Origin of the sequence: Pseudarthrobacter sp. fls2-241-R2A-127 (genome assembly GCF_030209355.1) — a bacterium.
GTDB lineage: Bacteria > Actinomycetota > Actinomycetes > Actinomycetales > Micrococcaceae > Arthrobacter.
Genome location: NZ_JARVSF010000040.1, coordinates 12236 through 35905 on the forward strand (window position 1 = coordinate 12236; position 23670 = coordinate 35905).

Genomic DNA, 23670 nt, shown 5'->3' on the forward strand with positions numbered 1-23670 from the left:
CTGGTGCCGGAGGATAAACCGGCGGGCAGGAGGCGGCCACCTCCCGCCCGGGACATTGGGTAACGGATCAAAGGACGCGCTGTGGCAGAAGCAGGACCCGCAAGGCCGCCCGATCCCATGACGGCGGGCCAGCTGATGAAGCTGGTTGAGCAGGGCCTGCAGCTGGTGGGGAGCGGGGACCGCCCGGACCTGCGCAAGAGGCTCGAGCAGGCCGCGGCGCGGTTGCAGGACCCAAGCATCAGGGTGATCGTGGTGGGGGAGTTCAAGCAGGGCAAGAGCAAGCTCATCAATGCCCTGGTGAACGCCCCCGTGTGCCCGGTGGACGATGACATTGCCACTTCCGTTCCCACGGCCGTCCGGTACGGTGAGCCGGCATCCGCCGCCATCCTGGTCCCTACAGCCGGCACCCAGGACGGGGAAGAGGGCTTCGAGCGCCGTCCGGTGGACCTGGCGGAGCTGCCCGCCCTCGTCTCCGAGCAAGGCAACCCGGGCAACAGCAGGAAGCTGACGGCCGCGGAGGTATGCCTGCCCCGCCGGGTCCTGACCGGCGGCCTTACGATCATTGACTCCCCGGGGGTGGGCGGCATGGGGTCCACCCACACGCTGACAACACTCACCGCACTGCCCACGGCCGATGCCATGCTGCTGGTCTCGGACGCCTCCCAGGAATACACCGAACCCGAGCTCCGCTTCCTGCGCCAGGCCATGCGGATCGCCCCCAGCGTCGCGGCGGTGCTCTCCAAGACAGACCTCTACCCGGACTGGCGGCGCGTGGAGGAGCTGGACAGGGCACACCTGGACCAGGTGGCGCCGGACATTCCGCTGTTCCCCGTCTCCGCCGACCTCCGGTTGGAGGCCTCACGGCTCCAGGACAACGAGCTCAACGCCGAATCCGGCTATCCCGCCCTGGTGGCGCATCTGCGCAACGAGATCGTGGCGAAGGCCCAACGCCTCCAGCGGCGCTCCGTCAGCCAGGACCTGCTCTCTGTCACCGGGAACCTCCGGTTGTCCCTGCAGTCCGAGCTGGAGGCCCTGGAGAATCCGGACGGGACCCCGCAGATGCTTGAGGCCCTGGCGCTGGCCCAGGCCGAGGCCGATGAACTGCGGAAGCGCTCCGCCCGCTGGCAGCTGACCCTCAGCGACGGCATCAACGACCTCATTGCCGACATGGAGTACGACCTGAGGGACCGCCTGCGCCGGATCCAACGCGACGCCGAGGCCGCGATCGACCAAGGCGATCCCGGGCCGGTCTGGGCCGAGTTTTCCCAGTGGCTTGAAGAATGCGTTGCCGCGGCCGTTTCTGACACGTTTGTCTGGACCAGCGAACGGTCGCAGTGGCTCGCGGCCCAGGTGTCGGACCATTTTGCCGCGGACGAGGTGTCCTTGCCGGTCCTGCACGTCTCCGACTCCGGGGACGCCCTGGATCCGGTGGACCAGATGCCCGGGCTGGATCCCGGCCGGGTGAACCCGGTCCAGAAGGTCCTGATCGGCATGCGCGGGTCCTACGGCGGCGTCCTGATGTTCGGCCTCCTCACCGGGATCTTCGGGATGGCACTGATCAATCCGCTCTCCGTGGGGGCCGGCCTGCTGCTGGGACGCAAGGCCTACCGGGAGGACAAGGAAGCGCGGCTGAAGCGCCGCCAGGGCGAGGCCAAAACCCTGGTCAGGCGCCAGCTGGACGACGTGACGTTCCAGGTGGGAAAGCAGCTCAAAGACAGGCTGCGCCTGGTCCAGCGGACCACCCGGGACCACTTCACCGAAATCGCGGACGAATACCACCGTTCCCTGTCCGACTCCGTGGCCGCGGCACAGAAGGCCGCCAACTCCTACGCCCAGGAGAAAGAAGGCCGCCTCTGCGACATCAGGACCGAACTGAAGAAGGTGGAGGCGCTGCACCGGGCCGCCGAAACCGTATCCGCCGAGGTAAGCGCCTCCGGCATCCGCACCGCCGCGGGGGTGGGATGACAGCGGCCACCTTGGCCGGGGCGGCGGAGCTCATCCGGGACACCATGGAGGCCTACCGCGACGACCCCGAAGCCGCAGGAATGCTCCAGGGCTATGCCCGGCGGCTGGCCGAGCCCCTCAGGATTGCCGTGGCCGGTATGGTCAAAGCAGGGAAATCCACCCTCCTGAACGCCATCATTGGCGAAGAGATTGCTCCCACGGATACCGGGGAATGCACCAGGATCGTCACGTGGTATCGGCACGGGCCCACGCCCCGCATCACGCTGCACCCCATCGATGGGGTGCCCAGGAACCTGCCGCTGAAACGCGTGGACGGGCGCCTGGTCTTCGTCCTGGACGGGATGCGGGCCGAGGACGTGGAAAGGCTCGACGTCGAATGGCCGTCGCCGGCACTGCAAGCCATGACGCTGATCGATACGCCGGGGATCGCGTCCCTGTCCCGGGACGTGTCCGCACGGACCTTGGCGTTCCTCACGCCGGAGGATGCGGCGTCGGAAGCTGACGCCGTGATCTACCTGATGCGCCACATGCACGCGTCCGACCTCCGCTTCCTCGAATCCTTCCGGGACACCCGGACCGCCCGCTCCGGTACCGTCAACGCCATCGCCGTGCTGTCCCGGGCCGATGAAGTGGGGGCCGGCCGGATCGACTCCCTGATCTCTGCCGGCAGCATCGCGGAGAGGTACGGCCGCGATCCCAACCTGCGGAAGCTGGCGCTGGCGGTGGTCCCGGTGGCCGGACTCCTGGCCCAAAGTGCCCGCACCCTGCGCCAGGCGGACTTTGAGGCCCTGAGCATGGTGGCGGCCCTTGACCGGACAGCCCGCGAGCGGATGCTGCTCTCCGCGGACAGGTTCCGCAGGTCCACCGAGCCTGAGGGACTGACGGAGGCGGCGCGGACGGCCCTCCTGGAGCGTTATGGGCTTTTTGGCATCCGGCTGGCCTCGGTCCTGATCCGGAACGGGTTCACGGACGCCACGCCCCTCGCCCATGAGCTTGCCCGGCGAAGCGGACTGGACCCGCTGCTGGACGTGCTGGACCGCCAGTTCCAGGCGAGGTCCGAGGCGTTGAAAGCCAGGACCGCGCTGGCGGCGGTGGAGAACCTCCTGGCCAGCCGCCCCCGCGAAGGGACGGAGCACCTAGCGGCCGCCCTGGAACGGCTCCAGGCCAACGCCCACGAGTTCCGGGAACTCCAGCTGCTCGCGGTGCTGCGGACCACTGGCCTGGACCTGCCACCGGAACTGGCCGTGGAAGCGGAACGGCTCCTCGGCGGCAGCGGTGCGGCCTCCTGGGTACGGCTGGGCCTGGACTCCGGTTCCGGCCCCGAGATGCTGGCTGCCGAAGCCCGTCGGTATTTGGCACGCTGGCGCGGGGTCTCCGAGAGTCCCCTGACCGGCAGGCCGGCAGCCGAGGCGTGCCGGGTGGTGATCCGCAGCTGCGAGGGCGTGGTGGCGGAGTGCTCCGGCCGGCACCCCCAGCCCCGGTCAGCCTAGGAACGTCCCTGCCGCAGCCAGGCGCCAGTGGGCGGCAGGAACAGCTGCACCAGTCCGCCGAACCCCAATGCCAGCCCGGCCACCCACAGCATCACCACGTAGCTGCCGGCCGCGCCGCCGGGGACCAGGAAGACGGAGGCCAGCAGCAGCACGGGCAGGTGGCTGGCCAGCAGCGGAAGCAGGGCCCAGCGTCCCCAAGCCCGGCGGGCAAGGACCGCGGCCAGGGCTGCGGCCTCCAGCAGGGTGACCAGCAGGAGGGCGCCCAGGCTTGCCCAGAAGACGACGTCCGCGGCGGTACCCGCGGAGGCCATGCCGTTGCGTGCGGCCATGTCCGCCACCACCGCGCGGAGGCGCTGCAGGTTCGAATCGCGGGCCACGAAGGAGCCGGCCAGGACGGTCAGCCCGGCGAGGAAACTGAGGACCCAGAACGTGCGGGCAGTCCTGACGGTGCGGGGCAGGGACGGGGTGGCCGGGATGGGCGGCGGTGCGGAGTAGGACAAGCCGGGCCGCGGCGGGGGAGCGGACAGGCGCCGCTCATCTCCTCCCGGCCGGGACGCCATGGCCCCTATTTCAGTCCGTCGGTATCGTGTTCGTCGGTGCCGTGCCGGGGTTTCCGGTCGGCGTCCTTGGCCTTGGCATCGAGGTCGTCGCGGAGTTTCCTGAGCCGCTCTGCCTCGGCCTGGTTCCGGCGGCGTGCCTCAAGGTTGCGGAGGAAGTCCGGGTCATCATCCGGAGCAGTGGGGTGCGGGTAGCTGGGCCGCGGCTGGGCTGTACCCCGCGGCCGGCCGATCAGCAGCCACAGAATGGAACCGAGGACGGGCAGGACAATTTGGACGATGATCCACGCCGGTTTCGAAATTCCGCGGGTGAGGCGGCCTTCAGTGCGGATCACGTCCACCAGGCCATACACAAAGATGACGAGGACTGCGACGGCCAAAGCCACACGGAAGAGCATGCCATTAAGTCTATCGTCAGGACGCGCAGGGGCCGCTGGCCGGGGCGGCTAAACTTGAATAGTGGCCTTTTTGAAATATTCCCTGATCCGTTTGGCGATCTTCCTGCCCCTGTTCGTCCTGTTCTTGATCCTGCAGGTCGGGGCTCTGATGGCCGTCATCTGCGCCGCGCTCATTGCCTTCGCCGTCAGTTACCTTTTCTTCCAGAAGCAGCGTGATGCTGCCACCGCGGCACTCCAGTACCGGTTTTCCGGGAAGGCCAAGCCGCTGCGCTCGGCCGGAGAGGTCCAGGATGCCAACGCCGAGGACGCCCTGCTGGACGCCAACCCGGACATCACCATCAACAATGCCAAGGGCAAAAAGAGCGCCTAGAAGCCGTGGCTGAGGATCAGGCCCAGTGAGAACAGGACGCTGTAGCCGAGGTTGATCAGCCCGGTCTGCTTGAGGACGGGGATCAGGCTCTTGCGCTTGCGTCCGTTGATCATCAGCCAGGCCGGCATCAGGCATGCCGGGATGAGCAGCAGCACAATCAGGATCCATGGCCGCCCCGGGGCCAGGATCACCACCAGCAGGATGGCCACGGCCAGCATCAGGACGTAGCTTTCGCGCGCATGCTTGTCCCCAAGCCGCACGGCGAGGGTCTTCTTGCCGGCCTGCATGTCCGTGGGGATGTCCCTGACGTTGTTGGCCATCAGCAGCGCCGTGGCGATCAGCCCGGTGCCGATCGCTCCGATAACGGCCGGCAGGCTGATGTGGCCCGCCTGCGTGTACGTGGTGCCCAGGGTGGCCACGAGGCCGAAGAACACGAAAACGAACAGGTCGCCCAGGCCCATATAGCCGTACGGATTCTTGCCGCCCGTGTAGCCCCAGGCGGCCATGACGCAGCCCAGCCCCACCAGGATCAGCCACCACGCCTGGGTCAGGAACACCAGCACCAGCCCAAACACCATGGCCAGGGCAAACGTGCCGAACGCGGCCCACTTCACATGCTCCGGCTTGGCCACGCCCGAGCCCACCAGCCGCAACGGCCCCACGCGGTCGTCGTCGGTACCGCGGATGCCGTCCGAGTAGTCGTTCGCGAAGTTCACGCCGACTTGGAGCAGGAGCGCCACCAGCGCCGCGAGGATGGCATTGGGCAGCAGGAACGAGTCCATTTCGTAGGCGGCGGCAGTGCCGATCAGCACCGGCGCGATCGCTGCCGGAAGTGTCCGGAGTCGGGCGCCTTGGATCCATTGGGCGGCTGTGGCCACGGTTAGTACCTCGTGTTGTTTCGATAAGACGGCAGGATGGAACGGGCGCACCCGCCGCGGTGGTGCAGGTCCACTCTACTTTCCCCCGTGCAGGGCGCTGAGTTCCGCGCTCATGGCGAGCCGGTCGGGTTTGCCGTTCGGCAGCATCCGCAGCCCGGACGCGGTGAGGACGGTCTTGGGGGCAAGGGCCCCCAGTTCCCGCTGCCACTGCCGTTGGAGTTCGACGGCGGGATCCCCGGTTTCCTGCCCGGCGCCGGCCGTCGCGGGGGCGCCGGGGCCGGGGGTGCCGTTCCCGGCCAGGGCCACGTAGGCGGCCACGGCCTGGCCCCACTCAGCGGACGGGACGCCGGCGACGAAAGCCGAGGAAACGGCGTCGGACTTTTCCAGCTGCTCCTGCACGTGTGCGGCGGAAACTTTGATGCCTCCGGTAATGATGACGTCGTCGGCGCGGCCCAGCACGGTGAGGCGGCCGTCGTCGTCAATGGAGCCGAGGTCGCTGGTGCGGTACCAGCGCACGCCATCTTCCTCGAAGAACGTCCCGGTTTCTTCATCCGGTGCCTCGATGTAGCCGGCAGCCACCGTGTCCCCGCCCAAGAGGATCCTGCCGTCCGCTGCCACCCGGACCGAGACGCCCTCCAGCGGGTAGCCGTCGTAGATGCAGCCGCCGGAGGTTTCGGCGGAACCGTAGGTGGTGATCACGCGCACGCCGGCGTCCCGGGCAGCGGTCAACAGGGACTGCGGCGCGGGGGCGCCGCCCAGCAGGATGGCGTTGAACCGGCGGAGCACCGCGAGGGTCTCCGGGGACGGGTCATCCAGGAGCCGCTGGAGCTGGGTGGGAACCAGGGACGTGAAGCGGATTTTGTCGGTCAGTTCCAGCGCCGCGGCGGTGAAGGCTTCCGGCGTGAAACCGCCGGACATGTCCATGACCCAGGGGCGGGTCCCGGCGAACAGGGACCGCACCAGCACCTGGATCCCGGCCACGAACTGCACGGGGAGGGCCAGCAGCCACTGGCCCTCGCCCTTGAGCCGCAGCGCCGTGGCCATGGAGGAGGCCGCCAGGGACTCCACCGTGAGCAGGGTCGCCTTGGGCGTGCCGGTGGAGCCGGACGTGCGGACCACGGCCACGGCGTCGTCGCAGCCGGGGGTTTCCACGTGCCCCACCACCAGGGCGCCGTCTTCCCCGACGGAGAGTTCGACGGCGGGGCCCTCGCCGTGGAGGGCGGCCGCCAGGGCTTTCAGGGCGGGTTCGATGTTGAGCGGGCCGGCGGTGCCGGGGGCCGGAGTTTCTTCGCTGTTCATTGCCGTTCCTCCCTTAGAAGTAGTGCGGGAAGCGGGACCAGTCGGGGTCGCGTTTTTGCAGGAAGGCTTCCTTTCCTTCCACAGCTTCGTCGGTCATGTAAGCCAGCCGGGTGGCCTCGCCGGCAAACACCTGCTGGCCTGCCAGGCCGTCGTCGGCAAGGTTGAAGGCGAACTTCAGCATGCGGATGGCCTGCGGCGACTGCCGGGCGATGTCCGCTGCGTATTCCAGCGCCACCTCCTCCAGTCGCGCGTGGTCCACGGCCTCATTCACGGCGCCCATCCGAACCATGTCCTCAGCGGAATATTCGCGGGCCAGGAAGAAGATTTCCCGGGCAGTCTTTTGGCCCACCTGACGGGCCAGCAGCGCGGAGCCGTAACCGGCGTCGAAGCTTCCCACCGTGGCGTCCGTCTGCTTGAACTTGCCGTGCTGCCGGGACGCGATGGTGAGGTCGCTGACCACGTGCAGCGAGTGGCCGCCGCCGGCTGCCCAGCCGTTGACGACGGCGATGACCACCTTGGGCATGGTGCGCATGAGCCGCTGGACTTCCAGGATGTGCAGCCGTCCGGCGCGGGCGGGGTCGATGGTTTCCTGCGTCTCGCCGTCGGCATACCGGTACCCGTCCCTGCCACGGATCCGCTGGTCGCCGCCGGAGCAGAAGGAGTGGCCGCCGTCCTTGGGGGAGGGGCCGTTGCCGGTCAACAGCACGGTGGCAACGTCGGGGCTCATTCGGGCGTGGTCCATGGCGCGGTACAGCTCGTCCACGGTGCCGGGACGGAAGGCGTTGCGGACCTCCGGCCGGTTGAACGCGATGCGGACCGTGGCCAGGTCGCGCACCCAGCCGCCGTCGGAATCCCGTTCCACCTGCCGGTGGTAGGTCATGTCCTGGAAGTCATCGAAGCCGGAAACCACCCGCCAGCGCGTGGGATCGAAGACGTCGGACACCGGGGCGGGGATCTGGTTGCTCACCGTCCAAGTCTAGTAATCGGCTTCAGCTGATGCAGAACTCGTTGCCCTCGGGGTCCGCCATGGTGTGCCAGGAATGCGGTCCCTGGCCCGCCGTCCAGAGGAATGAGGCGCCGCGTGCCTCAAGCTCGCGCCGCACCTCGTCTTTGTCCCGGCCGTCCAGCCTGACGTCCCAATGCACGCGGTTCTTCACTGTTTTCTCCTCTGGGGCGGTCTGGAAGAGCATGCGCCGGGCGGGGGCCTTGGCGTCTATTTCCTCCGGCGGCCGGATGGCGGCACCGTCCTTCCACACCAGGTTTCCGCGGTGCGTCGCGGTCTGGTCCCCGGTGGCATAGCCCTGCTCGATCATGGAGCGGATGAAGCCGGCATCCTGTGGTTCCACGGCCCACTGCAGGGTTTCGGCCCACCAGTCGGCGAGCTCATGCGGGTTTGACGAGTCGATCACGATTTGGATATTCAGTCCCATCCGTCCACGGTAAGGGCGGGTGTGGAGTTGTGGAAGGGGGGACTAGGGAGTGGCCCTGGCTACGCCTGGACGTGCTGCATCTGCTCGAACAGTTCCGGCGGGATGGCGTAGACCATGACCACCGCCAGCAGGTTCTTGGCGGCGTGGACGAAGTAGGAGAACATGACGTTCTTCCCGGTCCACACGTAGACGAAGACCAGGGTGGCGCCCATTGCCAGGTATGGGAGGAGCGCCGTCAAGGTAACCGCCTCCTGCCCTACGATGTGCAGGGCCGCGAACAGCACCGCCGACAGGACGCAGCAGATCCAGATGTTCACCCGCCTGGCCAGCTTTCCGATCAGCAGGTGGCGGAAAATGTATTCCTCAACGAACGGTCCTACCACCACCAGCAGCGGCACCATGAGCCATGGCGGCACCTGCTGGATAAGGGCTTGCAGGCCGGCCTGGTTGGCGGAGGTTTCCACCTGCCCGTTCATGGCCACCAGGATCCCGGTGAGGATCAGCATTGCGATGACGGCAGCTGGAACCATCAGCAGGGTGAACCAGGGCCGGGTCGCCAGGACCTTGAGGTCGCGGACCACCACCTTCCGGGCGGCCAGCAGCGCCACGATTCCCACCGACGCATAGAACAGCAGGTTCACCGCGTAGGAGGCGGCGGCCGGGGATGGCGCAATCTGCCGCAGGAACGGGGCCACCAGATGGCCGGCAACCGCGAAGAATCCCGCGATGGCCACGTAAAGGCACAGCGCCGCCAGGTCGAGGCGCGAAAAACGGTACAGCTGGGGCTGCGGGGCGGGCGGTACGCGGTGGGCTGTGGCCATGGCCCCAGCCTATCGCCGGGGGTGCCGTGTAGTGCGCGTCACGTCCCGCCCGCCCGGTCTTGTAGGATGGACAGGCCGCGTGAAGCTTCGGCTGTACGTTGATTAACGCTCACAATTGCTGGTTCCATGGCTTTAGTGCCGAATTTTGTGAGCCTGATCATACGAATTCCGGATGCGGCCAACCCCCAACCCACAAGGAACAGTTGTGCCTCAAAGTACCCCCACAGGCCTCAAGAACACCGCGGCGACAACCGCCGCCGTCGACCCCTCCCTCAGCGCCGAGGGCTACAGCAAGACCCTGGGCCGGCGACATGTCACCATGATCGCCATGGGCGGCGCCATCGGCGTTGGCCTCTTCATGGGAGCCGGTGGCCGCCTCGCCTCCACCGGCCCGGCCCTGATCTTCTCCTACGCCATTGCCGGCGTCATCGCCTACCTGCTCATGCGGGCCCTCGGCGAACTCATCATGTACCGGCAGACCTCCGGCTCCCTTGTCAGCTACTCCGGCGAGATGTTCGGCAAGAAGGGCGCGTACCTGTCCGGCTGGATGTACTTCATCAACTGGGGCATGACCGGCATCGCCGAACTAATCGCGATCGGCCTGTACTTCCAGTTCTTCTTCCCCAACGTCCCCGTGGAAGCCTCGGCAATCGCCGCGCTGGCTCTCCTGGTGGCCGTCAACCTGCTCAGCGTCAAGGCGTTCGGCGAGTTTGAATTCTGGGCCTCCTGCCTCAAGGTGGGCGCCATCCTGATCTTCCTGGTGGTAGGCACGTTCATGGTGGTCACCAACGCCCAGGTGGGTGACGGGCACGCCTCGGTCAACAACCTCTTCGCTGCCGAGGGCGGTATGTTCCCCAAGGGCGCGCTGGTGATGGTCCTGGTCCTGAACGCCGTGATCTTCGCCTACAACGGCATCGAGCTGGTCGGCGTCACTGCCGGCGAGATGGAAACGCCGGAACGGGAAGTGCCCAAGGCGATCCGCGCCGTCGTGCTGCGCATCGTGGTGTTCTACGTGGGATCCGTCCTGCTGCTGGCCATGCTGCTGCCGTCGGACCAGTACAAGGCAGGCACCTCGCCGTTCGTGACCGTCTTCGGCCAGATGGGCCTGGGCTGGGTGGGGGACGTGATGAACATGATCGTCATTACCGCAGCGCTTTCCTCCTGCAACTCCGGCCTGTACTCGATAGGCCGCGTCTTCCGCACCATGGCCAACAACGGCCACGCCCCGCAGTGGCTCACCAGGATGTCCAAGCGGCACGTCCCGTATGCGGCCATCCTGGCCATCGCCGCGTTCTACCTGGTGGGCATCCTGCTGAACATTTGGCTGGGCGGCTCGCACGCGTTCGACCTCGCACTGAACACCGCCTCAATCGGCGTGATCTTCTGCTGGGGTTCCATCTTCGCCAGCCAGATTGTGCTGCGCCGGCGCAAGGGCATCACCTCCACGCTGTCCATGCCGGGTTCGCCCTGGACCAGCTGGGCCGGCCTGCTGGGGCTGCTGGCCATCACCGTGCTTATCGGCTTTGACACCATGACCAGCAAGGACGGCGAGGTGTTCTACCTGGGCCTCTGGACCCTGGGAACCATCCCGTTCTTCGCCGTGGTCCTTTGGCTGGGCTGGCAGAAGGTCAAGGACAACGAGCCCAAGAGCGAGCTCTTCAGCTGACTCCGGGTCTTCCAGCAACAAACGTTCGACGGCGGGCTGCCCCTTTGGGGGGGCGGTCCGCCGTCGGCGTTTGCGCGGTGAGGCCGGGCCGGGCTCAGCCGTTCAGGTACCGGGCAAAGTGGTCCTCGATGCGCTGCCAGGCCTCGGGGGAGGACTCGGGGTCCGGGCCGACGCCCATCACCCGCATCAGGGGCCGCAGGAGTGCCGGGCCCAGCTCTTCGTCGTTGAGGAAGGCGTGGCCGGCAGTGGGGAACTCCTTGACGGTGTGCTCGATGCCCAGCTGGCCAAGGGCTGAGTCGAGCCGGGCTGCGGCGCCCTTCAGGCCCTTGTCCGCACCGCCGTAGTTGGCCACGATCGGGCAAGCGCCGCGCAGTGCCTCCACCAGGTCCTCCTGCCCCTTGCCCGGGAGCCGGCCATAGTTGACCGAGGCGGCATCGAACCCGTCCCGGGCCACCAGCAGGGCGAACCCGCCGCCCATGCAGAAGCCGATCACCCCAGTCTTGCCGTTGCCCAGTTCCGAGGCGGCAAGCCAGGTGCGGGCCGTGGCGATGTCAATGAACGGCCGCCCGGTTCCGGCGGCCATGGCACGCATGGTTCCCACCAGGCAGCGCCGCCGTCCGCCGTCGCTGAACAGGTCCAGCGCCAGGGTCAGGTAGCCTGCACGGGCCAGCCGGTCGGCGTGCCGGCGGGTCTGGTCGTCAAGGCCGAACACCTCGTGGATCATGACCACCGCCGGAAACGGGCCCTCCCCGTCGGGGACGGCAAGGTATCCCCGCAGGGAGGTGGAGCCGCCGGCGGCGGCGCTTTCGGCGCTCAGGTCTACGTAGGTCATGCCTAAGGCTAACGGTGCGCTGCGACGGGGCCCGCTGCTTCCGGCCGCTGCGCGGACGGACAAATGGTGGCCTCGGGCGCCGGCCAGGGGCAGACTGGGGCATGTGAGCGAACCATGGGTGCTGCATGTGGACCTGGACCAGTTCATTGCGGCCGTGGAAGTGCTCCGCCGGCCCGAACTGGCGGGCAAGCCGGTGATCGTGGGAGGACGCGGCGATCCCAGTGAGCGGGCTGTGGTGTCCACTGCGTCCTACGAGGCCAGGGCTTACGGGGTGGGTTCGGGAATTCCGCTGCGCATCGCCGCGCGGAAAGTCCCGGACGCCGTCATCCTGCCCGTGGATCACGAGGCGTATCTCAGGGAATCTGAAAAGGTCATGGCGGTGCTGCGCTCGCAGCCGGGCGCCACGGTCCAGGTGCTGGGCTGGGACGAAGCGTTCGTGGGCATCGACAGCGACGTTCCCGAAGAAATAGCCCGGGAGTTACAGGACGCGGTCCTGGCGGAAACCAGGCTGCACTGCAGCATCGGCATCGGTGACACCCTGGTCCGGGCCAAGGTGGCTACGGGGTTCGGCAAGCCCGCGGGCATCTTCCGGTTGACGGAAGGCAACTGGCTCCAGGTGATGGGGGACAGGCCCACGATCGACCTGTGGGGCATCGGGGCCAAGGTCTCGCGGCGGCTCGCCAGTTTGGGCATCACGACGGTTTCCGGGCTCGCAGCGGCCAACCCGGCGGATCTGGTGCCCGAGTTCGGCCCGAAGATGGGCCTGTGGTACGCCCAGCTGGGACGGGGTGAGGGGTCGCGGGTGGTTGATGACACGCCCTGGGTGGCCCGGGGGCACAGCCGGGAAACGACCTTCCAGCGGGACCTGACGGATGCGGCGGACATTGACGAAGCCGTCAGGGTATTGGCTGGGCATGTCCTGGGCGATGTCGCGGCGGAGGGGCGGCCGGTGATCGGGCTGACCCTGAAGGTTCGCTATGCGCCGTTTACCACCACGACGTACGGACGGAAGATCCCCGAAACGTCCGACCCGGAGGCGGTGCTGGCCCATGCCATGGAGCTTGCGGCGAAGATCGAACCCGGACGCCCCATCCGGTTGCTCGGGCTGCGGGCCGAGATGACCATGCCGGAAGATTCCCGCCAGGGGCACACGCCCACCCGCAGCGGCTGGTAACCCAATCGATTGCTGAGTACTTGTCGTTTTGGGGCCTCATAACGACAAGTACTCAGCAATCGATGGTGGGTGGACAGCGGAACGGCGGCGGATCGGTCCGATCCGCCGCCGTTGGGCTTCTGCAGCACGCCGTTCGCTGCGGCTGCAGCAGCGTGGGTGTTAGTCGCGCTTGAACTCGTCCTTGACGCTTTCGCCGACCTTCTTGGCATCCGCCTGGACCTGGTCCGCCTGGCCTTCAGCCTTCAGGCGGTCGTTGTGGGTGACGTTGCCTGCGGCTTCCTTGGCCTTGCCGCCAAGGTCTTCGGCTTCGTTGCTGATTTTGTCTCCGAGGCCCATGTGCTGGCCTCCCTTCGTTTCCGTCGTCCCTTACATTCTTCACCATAAACGAAGCTTGCTTACTAATTCAAGGGATGCGCCGGCAGCTAGGCTCGGGGCATGGAGAAAAAGCGCGGCAGGGGGCCGTCCGGGGTTTCGGCGCCCCGGGTTTCACCGGTGGAGCTCACCGATCTCGAAGACCAGCCGGACACCGCCTTCCGGCGCGGCGACCGGCATGAATTGTCCCGGTTTAGCCGCGCGGACGCGGAAGGGCTCGACCTGGGCGGGTCCGTCTTTTCCGAGTGCCGGTTCGATGCCGTGTCCTTCAATGACACACAACTCCGGGGCGCATCCTTCCGCGACTGCGTCCTGGCCGAGCTGTACGCGCCCGTTTTACGCGGCGCCCGCAGCGCCTGGCAGGACGTGGAACTCCGGAATCCCCGGCTGGGCTCCGCGGAGCTCTATGAAACCGGCTGGCAGTCCGTGCGGATCGAGGGTGGCAAGGTGGACTTCCTGAACCTGCGCGGTGCGAAGCTCACGGATGTGCTGATCAGCGGGTGCATCATCAATGAGCTGGACCTGGGGGCCGCCGGCGCTGTCCGGGTGCGGCTCGAGGACTGCACTATCGGATCCCTGGACCTCGCCGGCGCCAAATTAAAGGACTTTGACATCCGCGGCACCGGATTCCGCAAGATCAGCGGTCTGGGCAGCCTCTCCGGACTGGTCATTGACGAGTATCAGTTGGGCCTCCTGGCGCCGCTGATCGCCGCCCACCTGGGCGTCACAGTCCGCTGATCGGGTGCGGAGCGGAACCATGCCGTGTACCATTTACAGAACGAACGGTCGGTAAGTGGATTGATCCGCTGCGCCGGCCGCCGATGACAGTGCTGTTTATCGCGTGAAGGGTGTATCCATGGCTGCAACCGCAGGTCCGCAGGCTTTCCTTGTAGGCGGGGTCCGAACTCCGGTAGGCCGGTACGGGGGCGCTCTGTCCTCCGTGCGGCCGGACGACCTCGCCGCCCTGGTGGTCCGCGAAGCCGTGGAACGTGCCGGCCTTGATCCGGAAAGTATCGACGAGGTGATCCTGGGCAACGCCAACGGCGCTGGGGAGGAGAACCGGAACGTGGCCCGCATGGCCACCCTGCTGGCAGGCCTTCCGCTCCATATCCCGGGCATTACGGTCAACCGGCTGTGCGCCTCCGGACTGAGCGCCATCATCCAGGCCAGCCACATGATCAAGGCCGGCGCCGCAGACATCGTCATCGCCGGCGGCGTGGAGTCCATGAGCCGGGCACCCTGGGTGCAGGAAAAGCCCACCAGCGCCTTCGCCAAACCCGGCCAGATCTTCGACACCTCCATCGGATGGCGCTTCACCAACCCGCAGTTCCAGCACGGCGCCCTCTCCCGCGACGGGAAGATGACCTACTCCATGCCGGAAACGGCGGAGGAAGTGGCCCGCGTGGACGGCATCTCCCGCGAGGACGCCGATGCTTTTGCCGTCCGCTCGCACCAGCGTGCCCTGGACGCCATCGCCGCCGGCCGATTCAAGGATGAAATCGTTCCGGTGACCGTCAAATCCCGCAAGTCCGAGACCGTCGTGGACACGGACGAAGGACCACGCCCCGGCACCAGCCTTGACGTTCTCGCCGGCCTGCGCCCAGTGGTTCATGGCGGATCGGTGGTCACCGCCGGCAACTCCTCGTCCCTCAATGACGGAGCCTCGGCCATTATCGTCGCCTCCGAGGCAGCCATTGAGCGGCTCGGGCTGACCCCCCGGGCCCGCATCATCGACGGCGCATCAGCCGGGTGCGAACCCGAGATCATGGGCATCGGGCCCGTCCCCGCAACCCAGAAGGTACTCAAGCGCAGCGGCCTCAGCGTGGGCGACCTGTCCGCCGTCGAACTCAACGAAGCTTTCGCCACCCAGTCACTGGCCTCCATCCGGCGCCTTGGCCTGGATCCGGACATCGTGAACCGCGAGGGCGGCGCCATCGCCCTGGGCCACCCGCTGGGCTCCAGCGGGTCCCGGATCGCCATCACTTTGCTAGGGCGGATGGAACGCGAGGACGCCAAAATCGGCCTCGCCACCATGTGCATCGGCGTTGGCCAGGGCACGGCGATGCTGCTGGAGAAAATCTGATGACCGCCGCAGTGGACCTCGCCACCGAGGTCTTTTCGGCGCTCAAGGTAGAGGAACGGCACGACCGCGTGGTGGTGCTGCTCAACCGTCCCGAGGTGAAGAACGCCATTGACCAGCAGATGGTGGATGAGCTTCACACGGTCTGCGGCGCGCTGGAACAGAATCCCAAGGTGCTGATCATCGCGGGCGTGGACGGGGTGTTTGCCTCCGGAGCCGACATCGCCCAGTTGCGCGAACGGCGGCGGGACGATGCCCTGCAGGGTATCAACTCCACCATTTTCGTCCGGATCGCCAAGCTGCCCATGCCGGTCATCGCGGCGTTGGACGGCTACTGCCTGGGCGGCGGGGCGGAACTGTCCTACGCAGCCGACTTCCGGATCGGCACGCCCAATGTGAGGATCGGCAACCCGGAAACAGGGCTGGGAATCCTGGCCGCGGCCGGTGCCAGCTGGCGGCTCAAGGAACTCGTGGGCGAACCGCTGGCCAAACAGATCCTGCTGGCCGGCCTGGTCCTCGGCGCGGAGGAGGCGCGTGCAGCCAACCTCATCACCGAGATCCACGACCCCGCAGACCTGCTGGCCGCCGCCCACAGCCTTGCTGACAGGATTGGCCGCCAGGACCCGCTGGCCATCCGGATCACCAAGTCCGTATTCCATGCCCCCGCCGAAGCGCATCCGCTCATCGATCAGCTGGCCCAGGGAATTCTCTTCGAATCCCAGGCCAAGTTCGACCGCATGCAGGCATTCCTCGACCGCAGCGCCCGCAAAAAGGCCAATCCCGCCAACCCCGCAGACGGAAAGTAGACCATGAGTGAAACGCAAGTGACTCCCGCCCTCCCGGCCCGCGTGGGCGTGCTGGGCGGTGGCCGGATGGGTGCCGGGATTGCGCACGCCTTCCTGATCAAGGGCGCCGATGTGCTGGTAGTGGAGCGCGACGAACAGTCCGCGGAGGCTGCCCGGGAACGGGTGGAATCCGCGGCGGCCAAGAGCATCGAGCGCGGGGCAACCGACGCAAACCTGGACGAGCTGGTCTCCCGCCTGGTTGTCGGCGTCGACTATGACGCCTTCCAGGACCGCCACCTGGTGGTGGAGGCCGTGCCGGAGGACTGGGACCTCAAAGTCACCGCGCTGCGGGGCATCGAGGAGCGGCTGGCGGAGGACGCCTGCCTGGCCTCCAACACGTCCTCGCTGTCCGTCAACGGACTCGCGAAAGAGCTGAAGCGGCCCGGCAATTTCCTGGGCCTGCACTTCTTCAACCCTGTCCCCGCATCCACGCTCATCGAGGTGGTGCTGGGCGAACAAACGTCTCCCGAACTTGCCGCCGCGGCAAAATCCTGGGTGGAGGCACTCGGCAAGACCGCCGTCGTCGTCAACGATGCCCCGGGCTTCGCGTCCTCCCGGCTGGGCGTGGCCATCGCTCTGGAGGCGATGCGGATGGTTGAAGAAGGTGTGGCGTCCGCCGAGGACATCGACAACGCCATGGTCCTGGGCTACAAGCACCCCACCGGGCCGCTGAAGACTACGGACATCGTGGGCCTGGACGTCCGCCTGGGCATCGCAGAATACCTGCAATCCACCCTTGGTGAGCGGTTCGCGCCCCCGCAGATCCTGCGGGACAAGGTGGCCCGGGGCGAACTGGGCCGCAAGACCGGCAAGGGGTTCTTTGACTGGCCCAGCTAGGGCCCTTCCGCAGGAACTGCGCGCCTCCTCCGGTCTGACCGGCGCCGAACGGGTGGGCCTAGGCTGGTGCAGTGACTTTCCTTGAACCCATTACCCTGACCGGCCGGCACGTCATCCTGGAACCGCTGGCGGAGGAGCACCATGACGGCCTGGTGGAGGCCGCCAGGGACGGTGAGCTCTGGAAGCTTTGGTACACCTCAGTGCCTGCCCCGGATGCGATGGCCGCCGAGATCAGGCGGCGGCTCGCACTGCAGGGCCAGGGATCCATGCTGCCGTTCACCACACGGCTGATCGACGCGGCAACCGGCGGCCCGGGCCGCATCATCGGCATGACCACTTACATGAACATCGACGCCGCCACGCCGCGCGTGGAGATCGGCTCCACCTGGAATGCGGCGTCCGTGCAGGGGACCGGGACCAACCCGGACTCGAAACTCCTGCTGCTCGGGCACGCCTTCGAGGCCGTAGGCTGCCCTGCGGTGGAATTCCGCACGCACTGGCTGAACCACCAGTCGCGGGAGGCCATCGCCCGGCTCGGCGCCAAGCAGGACGGCGTGCTGCGCAGCCACTCCAGGACCAGCGACGGAAACCTGCGGGACACCGTGGTGTTCTCCATCCTGGACCACGAATGGCCCGCCGTCCGCGCAGGGCTTGAGTACCGGCTGGACCGCCGCGGACCGGCTGCCCGGCGATGACACCAAAACTTTCCCCAGGGGACATGCGGCTCCCAGCGGCGTGTGGTTAGCTGTGCGGATGAGCAAACGGGGCAGGCCCATGGACTGGGATGGAGCTGTCAACGCATGGCACGTTTCGGGCGGCATCTACCGGATGGGGCGGCGCGAGTGGCTGACGGCCGCAGGGTGGCGGCAGGCGTTCGACGACGGCGTCCGCACGGTCATTGATCTCCGCAACGCAGCGGAAGGCCGGCGCCGGGACACCGACCCGCTGGTGCCCGCCGCGTGCTGGGCGGACATCGACGTGGTCCAGGCCCCCACCGAGGAGCCCGGCGACCCTCGGTTCATCGCCGTCACCGGGCCGTACCTGAACGACCCCGCGCATTACGCCGAGAACGCCCGGCTGTTCCCGGAAAAACTTGTTGGCGTCTTCCGGGCGATTGCCTGCGCCGCACCCAAGGGGGACGTCCTGCTGCACTGCGCCGCCGGCCGCGACCGCAGCGGAATGGTGGCCGCCATGGTCCAGGACCTGGCCGGCGATTCCGACGAAGCGATCGCGGAGGGCTACCGGCGGGCCGCGCGGGGCATCAATGAGCGGTACCGCACGCACGGGCCCCCGCACAGCCGCGAACGCTACCTGGATGCCGCGGAACTGGAGCCGCTGCTGGAACAACGGGGCCTCACCGTGGCCGGGTTCGTCCGCGGCCTGGATACCCGCAACTACCTCCTGGCCAACGGCCTCAGCCCGGCTGAACTGGAGGCCGTCCTGGTCCTCTCCGGAGCGGAGGTGGCCGGATGAGCGCCGACGCGCTGCGCCGGGTGCTGGCACTGGGCGCCGCAACCGGGCTGCTGGCATCCTCTGCGTACGCAGCTGTTCCAGCTTTTGCCACGGGTGACACGGCTCCCGGCCCGACCTCCGGCAGCACTACCTCCGGCAGCACTGTCACGGCACCGACGGGCCTGCCAGAGGCTGCGCTTGACGACGCCGTGCAGCGGGACCTCAAGCTCACCCCACAGCAGTTTCAGGCCGCCGGGCAGTTGGGTACGCAGGCAGCACAGGCGGCTGTCCGGCTGCGCCAGGTCCCGGGTTACGTGGGAATCCGGATCCAGGGGGGATCCATCGTTGTCAGCGGCTCCGGACAGGAGCTGAAGGACGCCGTGGCCGCACTCGCGGACACCATTCCCGGTGTGGCCCTTGAAGCGTCTCCCGCGCAAACCCCCGCCCACCCTGCGGTCCCGGCACCCGCCGCCTCGCCGTCGTCGGCCGCTTATCCCACTGCCACGGCACAGGCGGAAGTCCCCGCCGCGCCCGCTGCCGGTGCCAGGACCGAGTTGGCCGTGAGCGCGGAGCAGCTCTTCCAGGCCTACCTCCGCGACGTCGGCCCGCAGGGCCTGCAAGCGGTGATGTACGCAGGTGGAAAGTTCGTGATCAGGACGGGCGGGATCAACGCGCCCGAGGCCGTGTCCGCAGCGTCGTCACCGACGCCGTCACCCTCATTGGCGACGGCGACGGCGACGGCGACGGCGACGGGGGCCGGCGCCGGAAAGGTCACGCCGGCCCAGTTCGTGTCCCGTTACGCCAACGTTGAGCTCGACGGCGGCACACCCCTTAAATCCGAGGCGGACGTCCCGGGCGGCGTCGGGTACCAGACCGATATCGGCTATGTCTGCTCCACGGGTTTCTCGGCCTTCGACCCCGCCGGCCTCCCCGCTGTCCTGACCGCCGGGCACTGTGCGTCGGATGGCGCCGCCAAGACGGCCACCCTGGAATTCCAGGGCGTGCCGGCCGGGCTGCTGGGGAAATTCGGCTTCAGCCAGTTCGGCGGCCCGGGGAACACCCGCGTTCTGGACCCCGCCACCCCCATCGCCCCGGACCAGACGGCCGTGACCAACCCCGGGAACGTGGGGACGGATATCTCGGTCATCCAGTCGCTGCGCCAGGACATCAATCCACTGCCCGCTGCCAGTACATGGGGTAACCCGTCCCAGCCCGGTCCCGACGTGAAGATCATCGGATCCGAAGATCCCGTCGTTGGAATGCCCATTTGCCGGTCGGGACGGACTTCCGCCTGGTCCTGCGGAACAGTTGACGCGGTGGGCATCTTCCTGGTGCCAGGGCCCGCGCACGCCACGGACAACAACGACCTCCGCGCGTTCAACGGGTTCCTCTCCTACGGTGTGCAGTCCAGCGGGGGAGACTCCGGCGGACCCTACGTCAGCGGCAACTACGCGGTCGGCACCCACTCGGCAGGGGACACCCCGGACAAGAACGGCAACGTGATCCAGAACTTCGCTGTGGGCGCCACCCTGCGGAACAGCTTGGCGGTGCTGCCCGGCTACCAGCTGGAACTGTTCCTGAACAAGCCCGCCGTCACCGCGCCGGCGCCCGGTGGCACCTATGACTCCGGCCAAAACGTCAGTGGCACCGTTGCCGCGGCTCCGGCGTCAGCCATCGCCGCAGGTTCAAAGGTCCGGATCACGCTGCAGGGCAAAGCCCCGTTTGAGGTCCCCATGGACGCCGGCGGGAACTGGAGCTTCACAGCGCCGGTTGGCAAGGACCCGCTCCGCTTCACGGCTGAGACCGTGAACGGGTACAGCCGGTCGGGGGCCAACACCTTCGAGTTCGCGGCCACCCCGCCGGCTCCCACGGGGCCGCCGTCGAGCCCTGCCCCGTCGAGCCCTGCCCCGTCGAGCCCGGCGCCGCCTGCTCCCGCGACCCCGACTGCCAGCCCCGCGACCCCGGCTCCGTCACCGTCACCCACCCAAATCGGCCCGGCCGCCGTCGTCACGCCGCCGGCCAGCACCCCGGCGCCCAGTGTCCCGCCCAGCACCTCGGCGCCCAGCACCCCGCCCGCGGGACTGGCCAACACGGGCGGCAGCGGTTCCGCGGGTGCGGTCGGCTTGGCCTACACCGGCGCTTCCGCGCTGGTGCCCGCAGCGGTTGCTGCCGCGGCCGCGCTCGCGGTCGGGGCCTTGCTGATGGTGCTGGTCCGGCGCCGGAGGGGGCGCTCGGACTAGGTTTCGACAGGTCCAGCCGCCGGCCGGGCCGGCTCAACCGACGTTACTTGTGGCGCTTCATCAGCAGGTTGGTGATGCGCAGGGTGCACAGGCGCTGGCCTGCCTCATTGGTAATCAGCACCTCGTGCGTGGTCAGCGTGCCGCCCAGGTGGATGGGCGTGGCCGTGATGGTCACCTGGCCCTCCCGCGCGGACCGGTGATGGGTGGCCGACACGTCCACTCCCACCGCGGTCTTCCCCATGGTGCTCGCATGGATGACGGCGGCCCAGGAGCCCACCGCCTCACCGACCGCCAGGGAGGCGCCGCCGTGCAGCAGCCCGAACGACTGCCGGTTGCCCTCCACGGGCATGGTGGCCACTACCCGTTCCACGGACTCTTCCAGGATTTTCACGCCCATCTTTTCGTCCAGCTCGCCCAGCGTGATCTTCCACAGTTCATGCTGCGACGGCTGGTTGCCGCCGGAATCCTCGTGCGTGGCGCTCATACGTTCTCCTTTGGCTGGCGATTTCAGTCCCGGCCTTCTAGTGTGCGGCACGGCACTTCATGTATGGTGAATATATTACCGAACGGACGGTCAGTAATGACTGCTGTTTGCCTGCCCCCGTGTTGGAAGGACCCGTCAACGATGACCACCACAGCCACAGCTCTCCAGGCCACGGTCGACACCGTGGAGACAGTGCCCAGCTTCGTCAAGGATGCCTGGTGGACGCCCGACGCCGGCACGGCGGCTTCCGCCGTCCCCGTACGGGACGCGAGCACCGGGGAAATCCTGGCCAAGGTCAGCACGGAGGGCCTGGACCTGGGCGCCGTTGTCGAGTACGGCCGCACCACCGGCCAGACGGAACTTGGCAAGCTGACCTTCCACCAGCGCGCCCTCAAGCTCAAGGAACTGGCCCAGTACCTGAACGCCCGCCGCGAACACTTCTACAACTTCTCGTTCCAGACCGGCGCCACCAAGATCGACTCCATGGTGGACATCGACGGCGGCATCGGCGTCCTGTTCACCTTTGGCTCCAAGGGCCGGCGCGAACTGCCCAACTCCCAAGTGGTGGTGGACGGCCCCATGGAGGTGCTGTCCAAGGACGGCTCCTTCGCCGGTGAACACATCTACACCCGCATCCCCGGCGTCGCCGTGCAGATCAACGCCTTCAACTTCCCGGTCTGGGGCATGCTCGAGAAGTTCGCCCCTGCGTTCATCGCCGGCGTCCCGACCATCGTCAAGCCCGCCACCCCCACCGGTTACGTGGCCGCAGCAGTGGTCAAGGCCATCGTTGAATCCAACATCCTGCCGGCGGGGTCGCTGCAGCTGGTCTCCGGCTCAGTGCGCGGCCTTCTGGACGTGCTGGACTACCGCGACCTGGTGGCCTTCACCGGTTCCGCGTCCACTGCCAAGTCCCTGAAGGCGCACCCGAACGTGGTGGAGGGCGGCGTGCGGTTCACGTCGGAAACGGACTCCTTGAACGCCGCCATCCTGGGCCCGGATGCCGTGGAAGGCACTCCGGAATTCGATGCCTTCGTGAAGTCCGTGGTGACCGAAATGACCGTCAAGGCCGGCCAGAAGTGCACCGCCATCCGCCGTGCCATCGTGCCGCAGGAGCTGGTGCCCGCCGTCTCCGCGGCCATTGGCAAGCGCATCTCGGAGCGCATCGTCCTGGGCGATCCTCGCAGGGAGGGCGTCACCATGGGCGCCCTGGCCTCGGTGGAGCAACTTCAGGATGTGCGCGCCGCCGTGCAGTCCATGCTCGACGCCGGTGGTGAGCTTGCCTACGGAACGCTCGATTCGCCGTCGGTCACCTCTGCCGACGGAACCACCGGGGTAGTGGACGGCGGCGCCTTCATGGCACCCGTCGTCCTGAACTGGGACAACCCGGAAGCTGAAGCCATCCACTCCCTCGAAGCCTTCGGGCCGGTGTCGTCCGTGATCGGCTACAAGGACCTTACCGACGCCGTTCGCCTTGCCGCCCGGGGCGGCGGCTCCCTGGTGGCTTCCGTGTGCACCAACGATCCTGCGGTGGCCCGCGAACTGGTCACCGGCATCGCTGCCCACCACGGCCGCGTCCTGATGCTCAACCGCGAGGACGCCCGGTCCTCCACCGGCCACGGCTCGCCCGTGCCGCACCTGGTCCACGGCGGCCCCGGGCGCGCCGGCGGCGGCGAGGAACTTGGTGGCATCCGGTCGGTGCTGCACCACATGCAGCGCACCGCCATCCAGGGCTCCCCGAACATGCTCACCGCCGTCACCGGCGTCTGGCACACCGGCGCTGACCGGAACTTCACGGCGGAGACCGAGGGGAAGCACCCGTTCCGGAAGTCGCTGGAGACGCTGCGGATCGGCGATGCCGTCCGCTCGGATCTTCGGCAGGTCACGCTGGAGGACATCAGCGCATTCGCCAACTCCACCGGGGACACGTTCTACGCCCACACCAACCAGGAGGCGGCGGAAGCCAACCCGTTCTTCCCGGGCATCGTGGCGCACGGCTACCTGTTGCTGAGCTGGGCTGCCGGCCTGTTCGTGGAGCCGGCACCGGGTCCCGTGCTGGCCAACTACGGCCTGGAGAACGCACGCTTCCTCACCCCGGTCGCGGCCGGTGACTCGATCCGGGTGACCCTCACCGCCAAGAAGATCACCCCGCGCGAAACCGACGAATACGGCGAGGTGGCCTGGGACGCGGTCCTGACCAACCAGAACGACGACATCGTGGCCACCTACGACGTCCTCACCCTCGTCGAAAAGTAACCCCGACGCCCCATCACTTACTGCCGGTTTTTCCCAAACGCGCCATCACTTACTACCGGTTTTTCCCAAACGCGCCATCACTCTCCTCACCGAAGTGATGGCGCGTTTGTGGAAGTACGGCGGGATGTGATGGGGCGTGTGGGGGGATGGGGCGGGATGTGATGGGGCGTGTGGGGGGGGGGGGGGGGGGGGGGGGGGGGGGGGGGGGGGGGGGGGGGTGGGGGGGG

General features: G+C 67.8%; 23 protein-coding genes. 13 read left to right on the forward strand and 10 right to left on the reverse strand.

Annotation, left to right across the window (positions count from 1 at the left end; all coding sequences use genetic code 11):
• Nucleotides 1–117 precede the first annotated feature (117 nt).
• Complete coding sequence (locus QRN53_RS18785; RefSeq protein WP_285245346.1) at nucleotides 118–1965, forward strand: dynamin family protein; 1848 nt, start codon at nucleotides 118–120, stop codon at nucleotides 1963–1965.
• Nucleotides 1962–3455: a dynamin family protein gene (locus QRN53_RS18790; RefSeq protein ID WP_285245324.1), complete on the forward strand. Its 1494-nt coding sequence runs from the start codon at nucleotides 1962–1964 to the stop codon at nucleotides 3453–3455. The genes QRN53_RS18785 and QRN53_RS18790 overlap by 4 nt, the downstream gene beginning before the upstream one ends.
• On the opposite strand, the gene QRN53_RS18795 is transcribed toward QRN53_RS18790, so the two are convergent.
• Both QRN53_RS18795 and QRN53_RS18800 read right to left on the reverse strand, forming a co-directional pair.
• Nucleotides 3452–4015: a hypothetical protein gene (locus QRN53_RS18795; RefSeq protein ID WP_285245325.1), complete on the reverse strand. Its 564-nt coding sequence runs from the start codon at nucleotides 4013–4015 to the stop codon at nucleotides 3452–3454. The genes QRN53_RS18790 and QRN53_RS18795 overlap by 4 nt on opposite strands.
• A 5-nt stretch (nucleotides 4016–4020) precedes the next feature.
• Nucleotides 4021–4410, reverse strand: coding sequence for a PLD nuclease N-terminal domain-containing protein (locus QRN53_RS18800; protein WP_285245326.1), 390 nt, complete (start codon nucleotides 4408–4410; stop codon nucleotides 4021–4023).
• Between the two features lie 61 nt (nucleotides 4411–4471).
• Here QRN53_RS18800 and QRN53_RS18805 point away from each other — a divergent pair, with 61 nt between their 5' ends.
• Entirely contained in the window at nucleotides 4472–4780 is a 309-nt protein-coding gene (locus QRN53_RS18805; RefSeq protein WP_285245327.1) for a DUF4229 domain-containing protein, read from the forward strand.
• Here the strand turns inward: QRN53_RS18805 and QRN53_RS18810 are convergent.
• The 5 genes from QRN53_RS18810 to QRN53_RS18830 all read right to left on the reverse strand — a co-directional run bounded on the left by QRN53_RS18810 (nucleotide 4777) and on the right by QRN53_RS18830 (nucleotide 9208).
• A complete protein-coding gene (locus QRN53_RS18810; RefSeq protein ID WP_285245328.1) occupies nucleotides 4777–5658 on the reverse strand; it encodes a 1,4-dihydroxy-2-naphthoate polyprenyltransferase in 882 nt (293 codons plus the stop codon). The two genes, QRN53_RS18805 and QRN53_RS18810, sit on opposite strands and share 4 nt — an antisense overlap.
• Nucleotides 5659–5733: 75 nt before the next feature.
• Nucleotides 5734–6957, reverse strand: coding sequence for an AMP-binding protein (locus QRN53_RS18815; RefSeq protein WP_285245329.1), 1224 nt, complete (start codon nucleotides 6955–6957; stop codon nucleotides 5734–5736).
• A gap of 13 nt (nucleotides 6958–6970) precedes the next feature.
• Entirely contained in the window at nucleotides 6971–7924 is a 954-nt protein-coding gene (locus QRN53_RS18820; RefSeq protein ID WP_285245330.1) for a 1,4-dihydroxy-2-naphthoyl-CoA synthase, read from the reverse strand.
• A 22-nt stretch (nucleotides 7925–7946) separates the two neighbouring features.
• Nucleotides 7947–8387 carry a VOC family protein gene (locus QRN53_RS18825; RefSeq protein WP_285245331.1) on the reverse strand — a complete coding sequence of 147 codons (441 nt, stop codon included), beginning with the start codon at nucleotides 8385–8387 and terminating at the stop codon, nucleotides 7947–7949.
• 59 nt (nucleotides 8388–8446) lie between these two features.
• Nucleotides 8447–9208, reverse strand: a complete 762-nt coding sequence (locus QRN53_RS18830) for a CPBP family intramembrane glutamic endopeptidase (RefSeq protein ID WP_285245332.1) — start codon at nucleotides 9206–9208, stop codon at nucleotides 8447–8449.
• A gap of 205 nt (nucleotides 9209–9413) precedes the next feature.
• On the opposite strand from QRN53_RS18830, the gene QRN53_RS18835 reads away from it, so the two are divergent.
• The gene (locus tag QRN53_RS18835) at nucleotides 9414–10874 is read left to right on the forward strand and encodes an amino acid permease (protein ID WP_285245333.1); all 1461 of its coding nucleotides are present in this window, start codon (nucleotides 9414–9416) and stop codon (nucleotides 10872–10874) included.
• A 94-nt stretch (nucleotides 10875–10968) separates the two neighbouring features.
• Here QRN53_RS18835 and QRN53_RS18840 read toward each other — a convergent pair whose 3' ends face one another.
• Nucleotides 10969–11706, reverse strand: a complete 738-nt coding sequence (locus QRN53_RS18840; RefSeq protein ID WP_285245334.1) for a dienelactone hydrolase family protein — start codon at nucleotides 11704–11706, stop codon at nucleotides 10969–10971.
• Between the two features lie 103 nt (nucleotides 11707–11809).
• On the opposite strand from QRN53_RS18840, the gene QRN53_RS18845 reads away from it, so the two are divergent.
• Nucleotides 11810–12880, forward strand: a complete 1071-nt coding sequence (locus QRN53_RS18845) for a DNA polymerase IV (protein WP_502934860.1) — start codon at nucleotides 11810–11812, stop codon at nucleotides 12878–12880.
• A 159-nt stretch (nucleotides 12881–13039) separates the two neighbouring features.
• Here QRN53_RS18845 and QRN53_RS18850 read toward each other — a convergent pair whose 3' ends face one another.
• The gene (locus QRN53_RS18850; protein ID WP_285245335.1) at nucleotides 13040–13216 is read right to left on the reverse strand and encodes a CsbD family protein; all 177 of its coding nucleotides are present in this window, start codon (nucleotides 13214–13216) and stop codon (nucleotides 13040–13042) included.
• Between the two features lie 99 nt (nucleotides 13217–13315).
• Between QRN53_RS18850 and QRN53_RS18855 the strand changes: the two genes are divergently transcribed.
• The 7 genes from QRN53_RS18855 to QRN53_RS18885 all read left to right on the forward strand — a co-directional run bounded on the left by QRN53_RS18855 (nucleotide 13316) and on the right by QRN53_RS18885 (nucleotide 20706).
• Nucleotides 13316–13990 (forward strand): pentapeptide repeat-containing protein, encoded by a 675-nt coding sequence (locus tag QRN53_RS18855; RefSeq protein ID WP_285245336.1) that lies wholly within the window; start codon nucleotides 13316–13318, stop codon nucleotides 13988–13990.
• A 118-nt stretch (nucleotides 13991–14108) separates the two neighbouring features.
• Nucleotides 14109–15335, forward strand: coding sequence for a thiolase family protein (locus tag QRN53_RS18860; protein ID WP_285245337.1), 1227 nt, complete (start codon nucleotides 14109–14111; stop codon nucleotides 15333–15335).
• Nucleotides 15335–16138 carry an enoyl-CoA hydratase/isomerase family protein gene (locus QRN53_RS18865; RefSeq protein WP_285245338.1) on the forward strand — a complete coding sequence of 268 codons (804 nt, stop codon included), beginning with the start codon at nucleotides 15335–15337 and terminating at the stop codon, nucleotides 16136–16138. The genes QRN53_RS18860 and QRN53_RS18865 overlap by 1 nt, the downstream gene beginning before the upstream one ends.
• A 3-nt stretch (nucleotides 16139–16141) precedes the next feature.
• Nucleotides 16142–17014: a 3-hydroxyacyl-CoA dehydrogenase family protein gene (locus tag QRN53_RS18870; RefSeq protein ID WP_285245339.1), complete on the forward strand. Its 873-nt coding sequence runs from the start codon at nucleotides 16142–16144 to the stop codon at nucleotides 17012–17014.
• Nucleotides 17015–17085: 71 nt separating this feature from the next.
• Nucleotides 17086–17709 carry a GNAT family N-acetyltransferase gene (locus tag QRN53_RS18875; protein WP_285245340.1) on the forward strand — a complete coding sequence of 208 codons (624 nt, stop codon included), beginning with the start codon at nucleotides 17086–17088 and terminating at the stop codon, nucleotides 17707–17709.
• A 58-nt stretch (nucleotides 17710–17767) separates the two neighbouring features.
• Nucleotides 17768–18487, forward strand: a complete 720-nt coding sequence (locus QRN53_RS18880) for a tyrosine-protein phosphatase (protein ID WP_285245341.1) — start codon at nucleotides 17768–17770, stop codon at nucleotides 18485–18487.
• On the forward strand, nucleotides 18484–20706 hold the full coding sequence (locus QRN53_RS18885; protein ID WP_285245342.1) for a S1 family peptidase: 2223 nt from the start codon (nucleotides 18484–18486) through the stop codon (nucleotides 20704–20706). The genes QRN53_RS18880 and QRN53_RS18885 overlap by 4 nt, the downstream gene beginning before the upstream one ends.
• 43 nt (nucleotides 20707–20749) lie before the next feature.
• Here QRN53_RS18885 and QRN53_RS18890 read toward each other — a convergent pair whose 3' ends face one another.
• Entirely contained in the window at nucleotides 20750–21190 is a 441-nt protein-coding gene (locus QRN53_RS18890) for a PaaI family thioesterase (RefSeq protein WP_285245343.1), read from the reverse strand.
• Nucleotides 21191–21331: 141 nt separating this feature from the next.
• Here QRN53_RS18890 and paaZ point away from each other — a divergent pair, with 141 nt between their 5' ends.
• Nucleotides 21332–23443 (forward strand): phenylacetic acid degradation bifunctional protein PaaZ, encoded by a 2112-nt coding sequence (paaZ, locus tag QRN53_RS18895; RefSeq protein ID WP_285245344.1) that lies wholly within the window; start codon nucleotides 21332–21334, stop codon nucleotides 23441–23443.
• Nucleotides 23444–23670 lie beyond the last annotated feature (227 nt).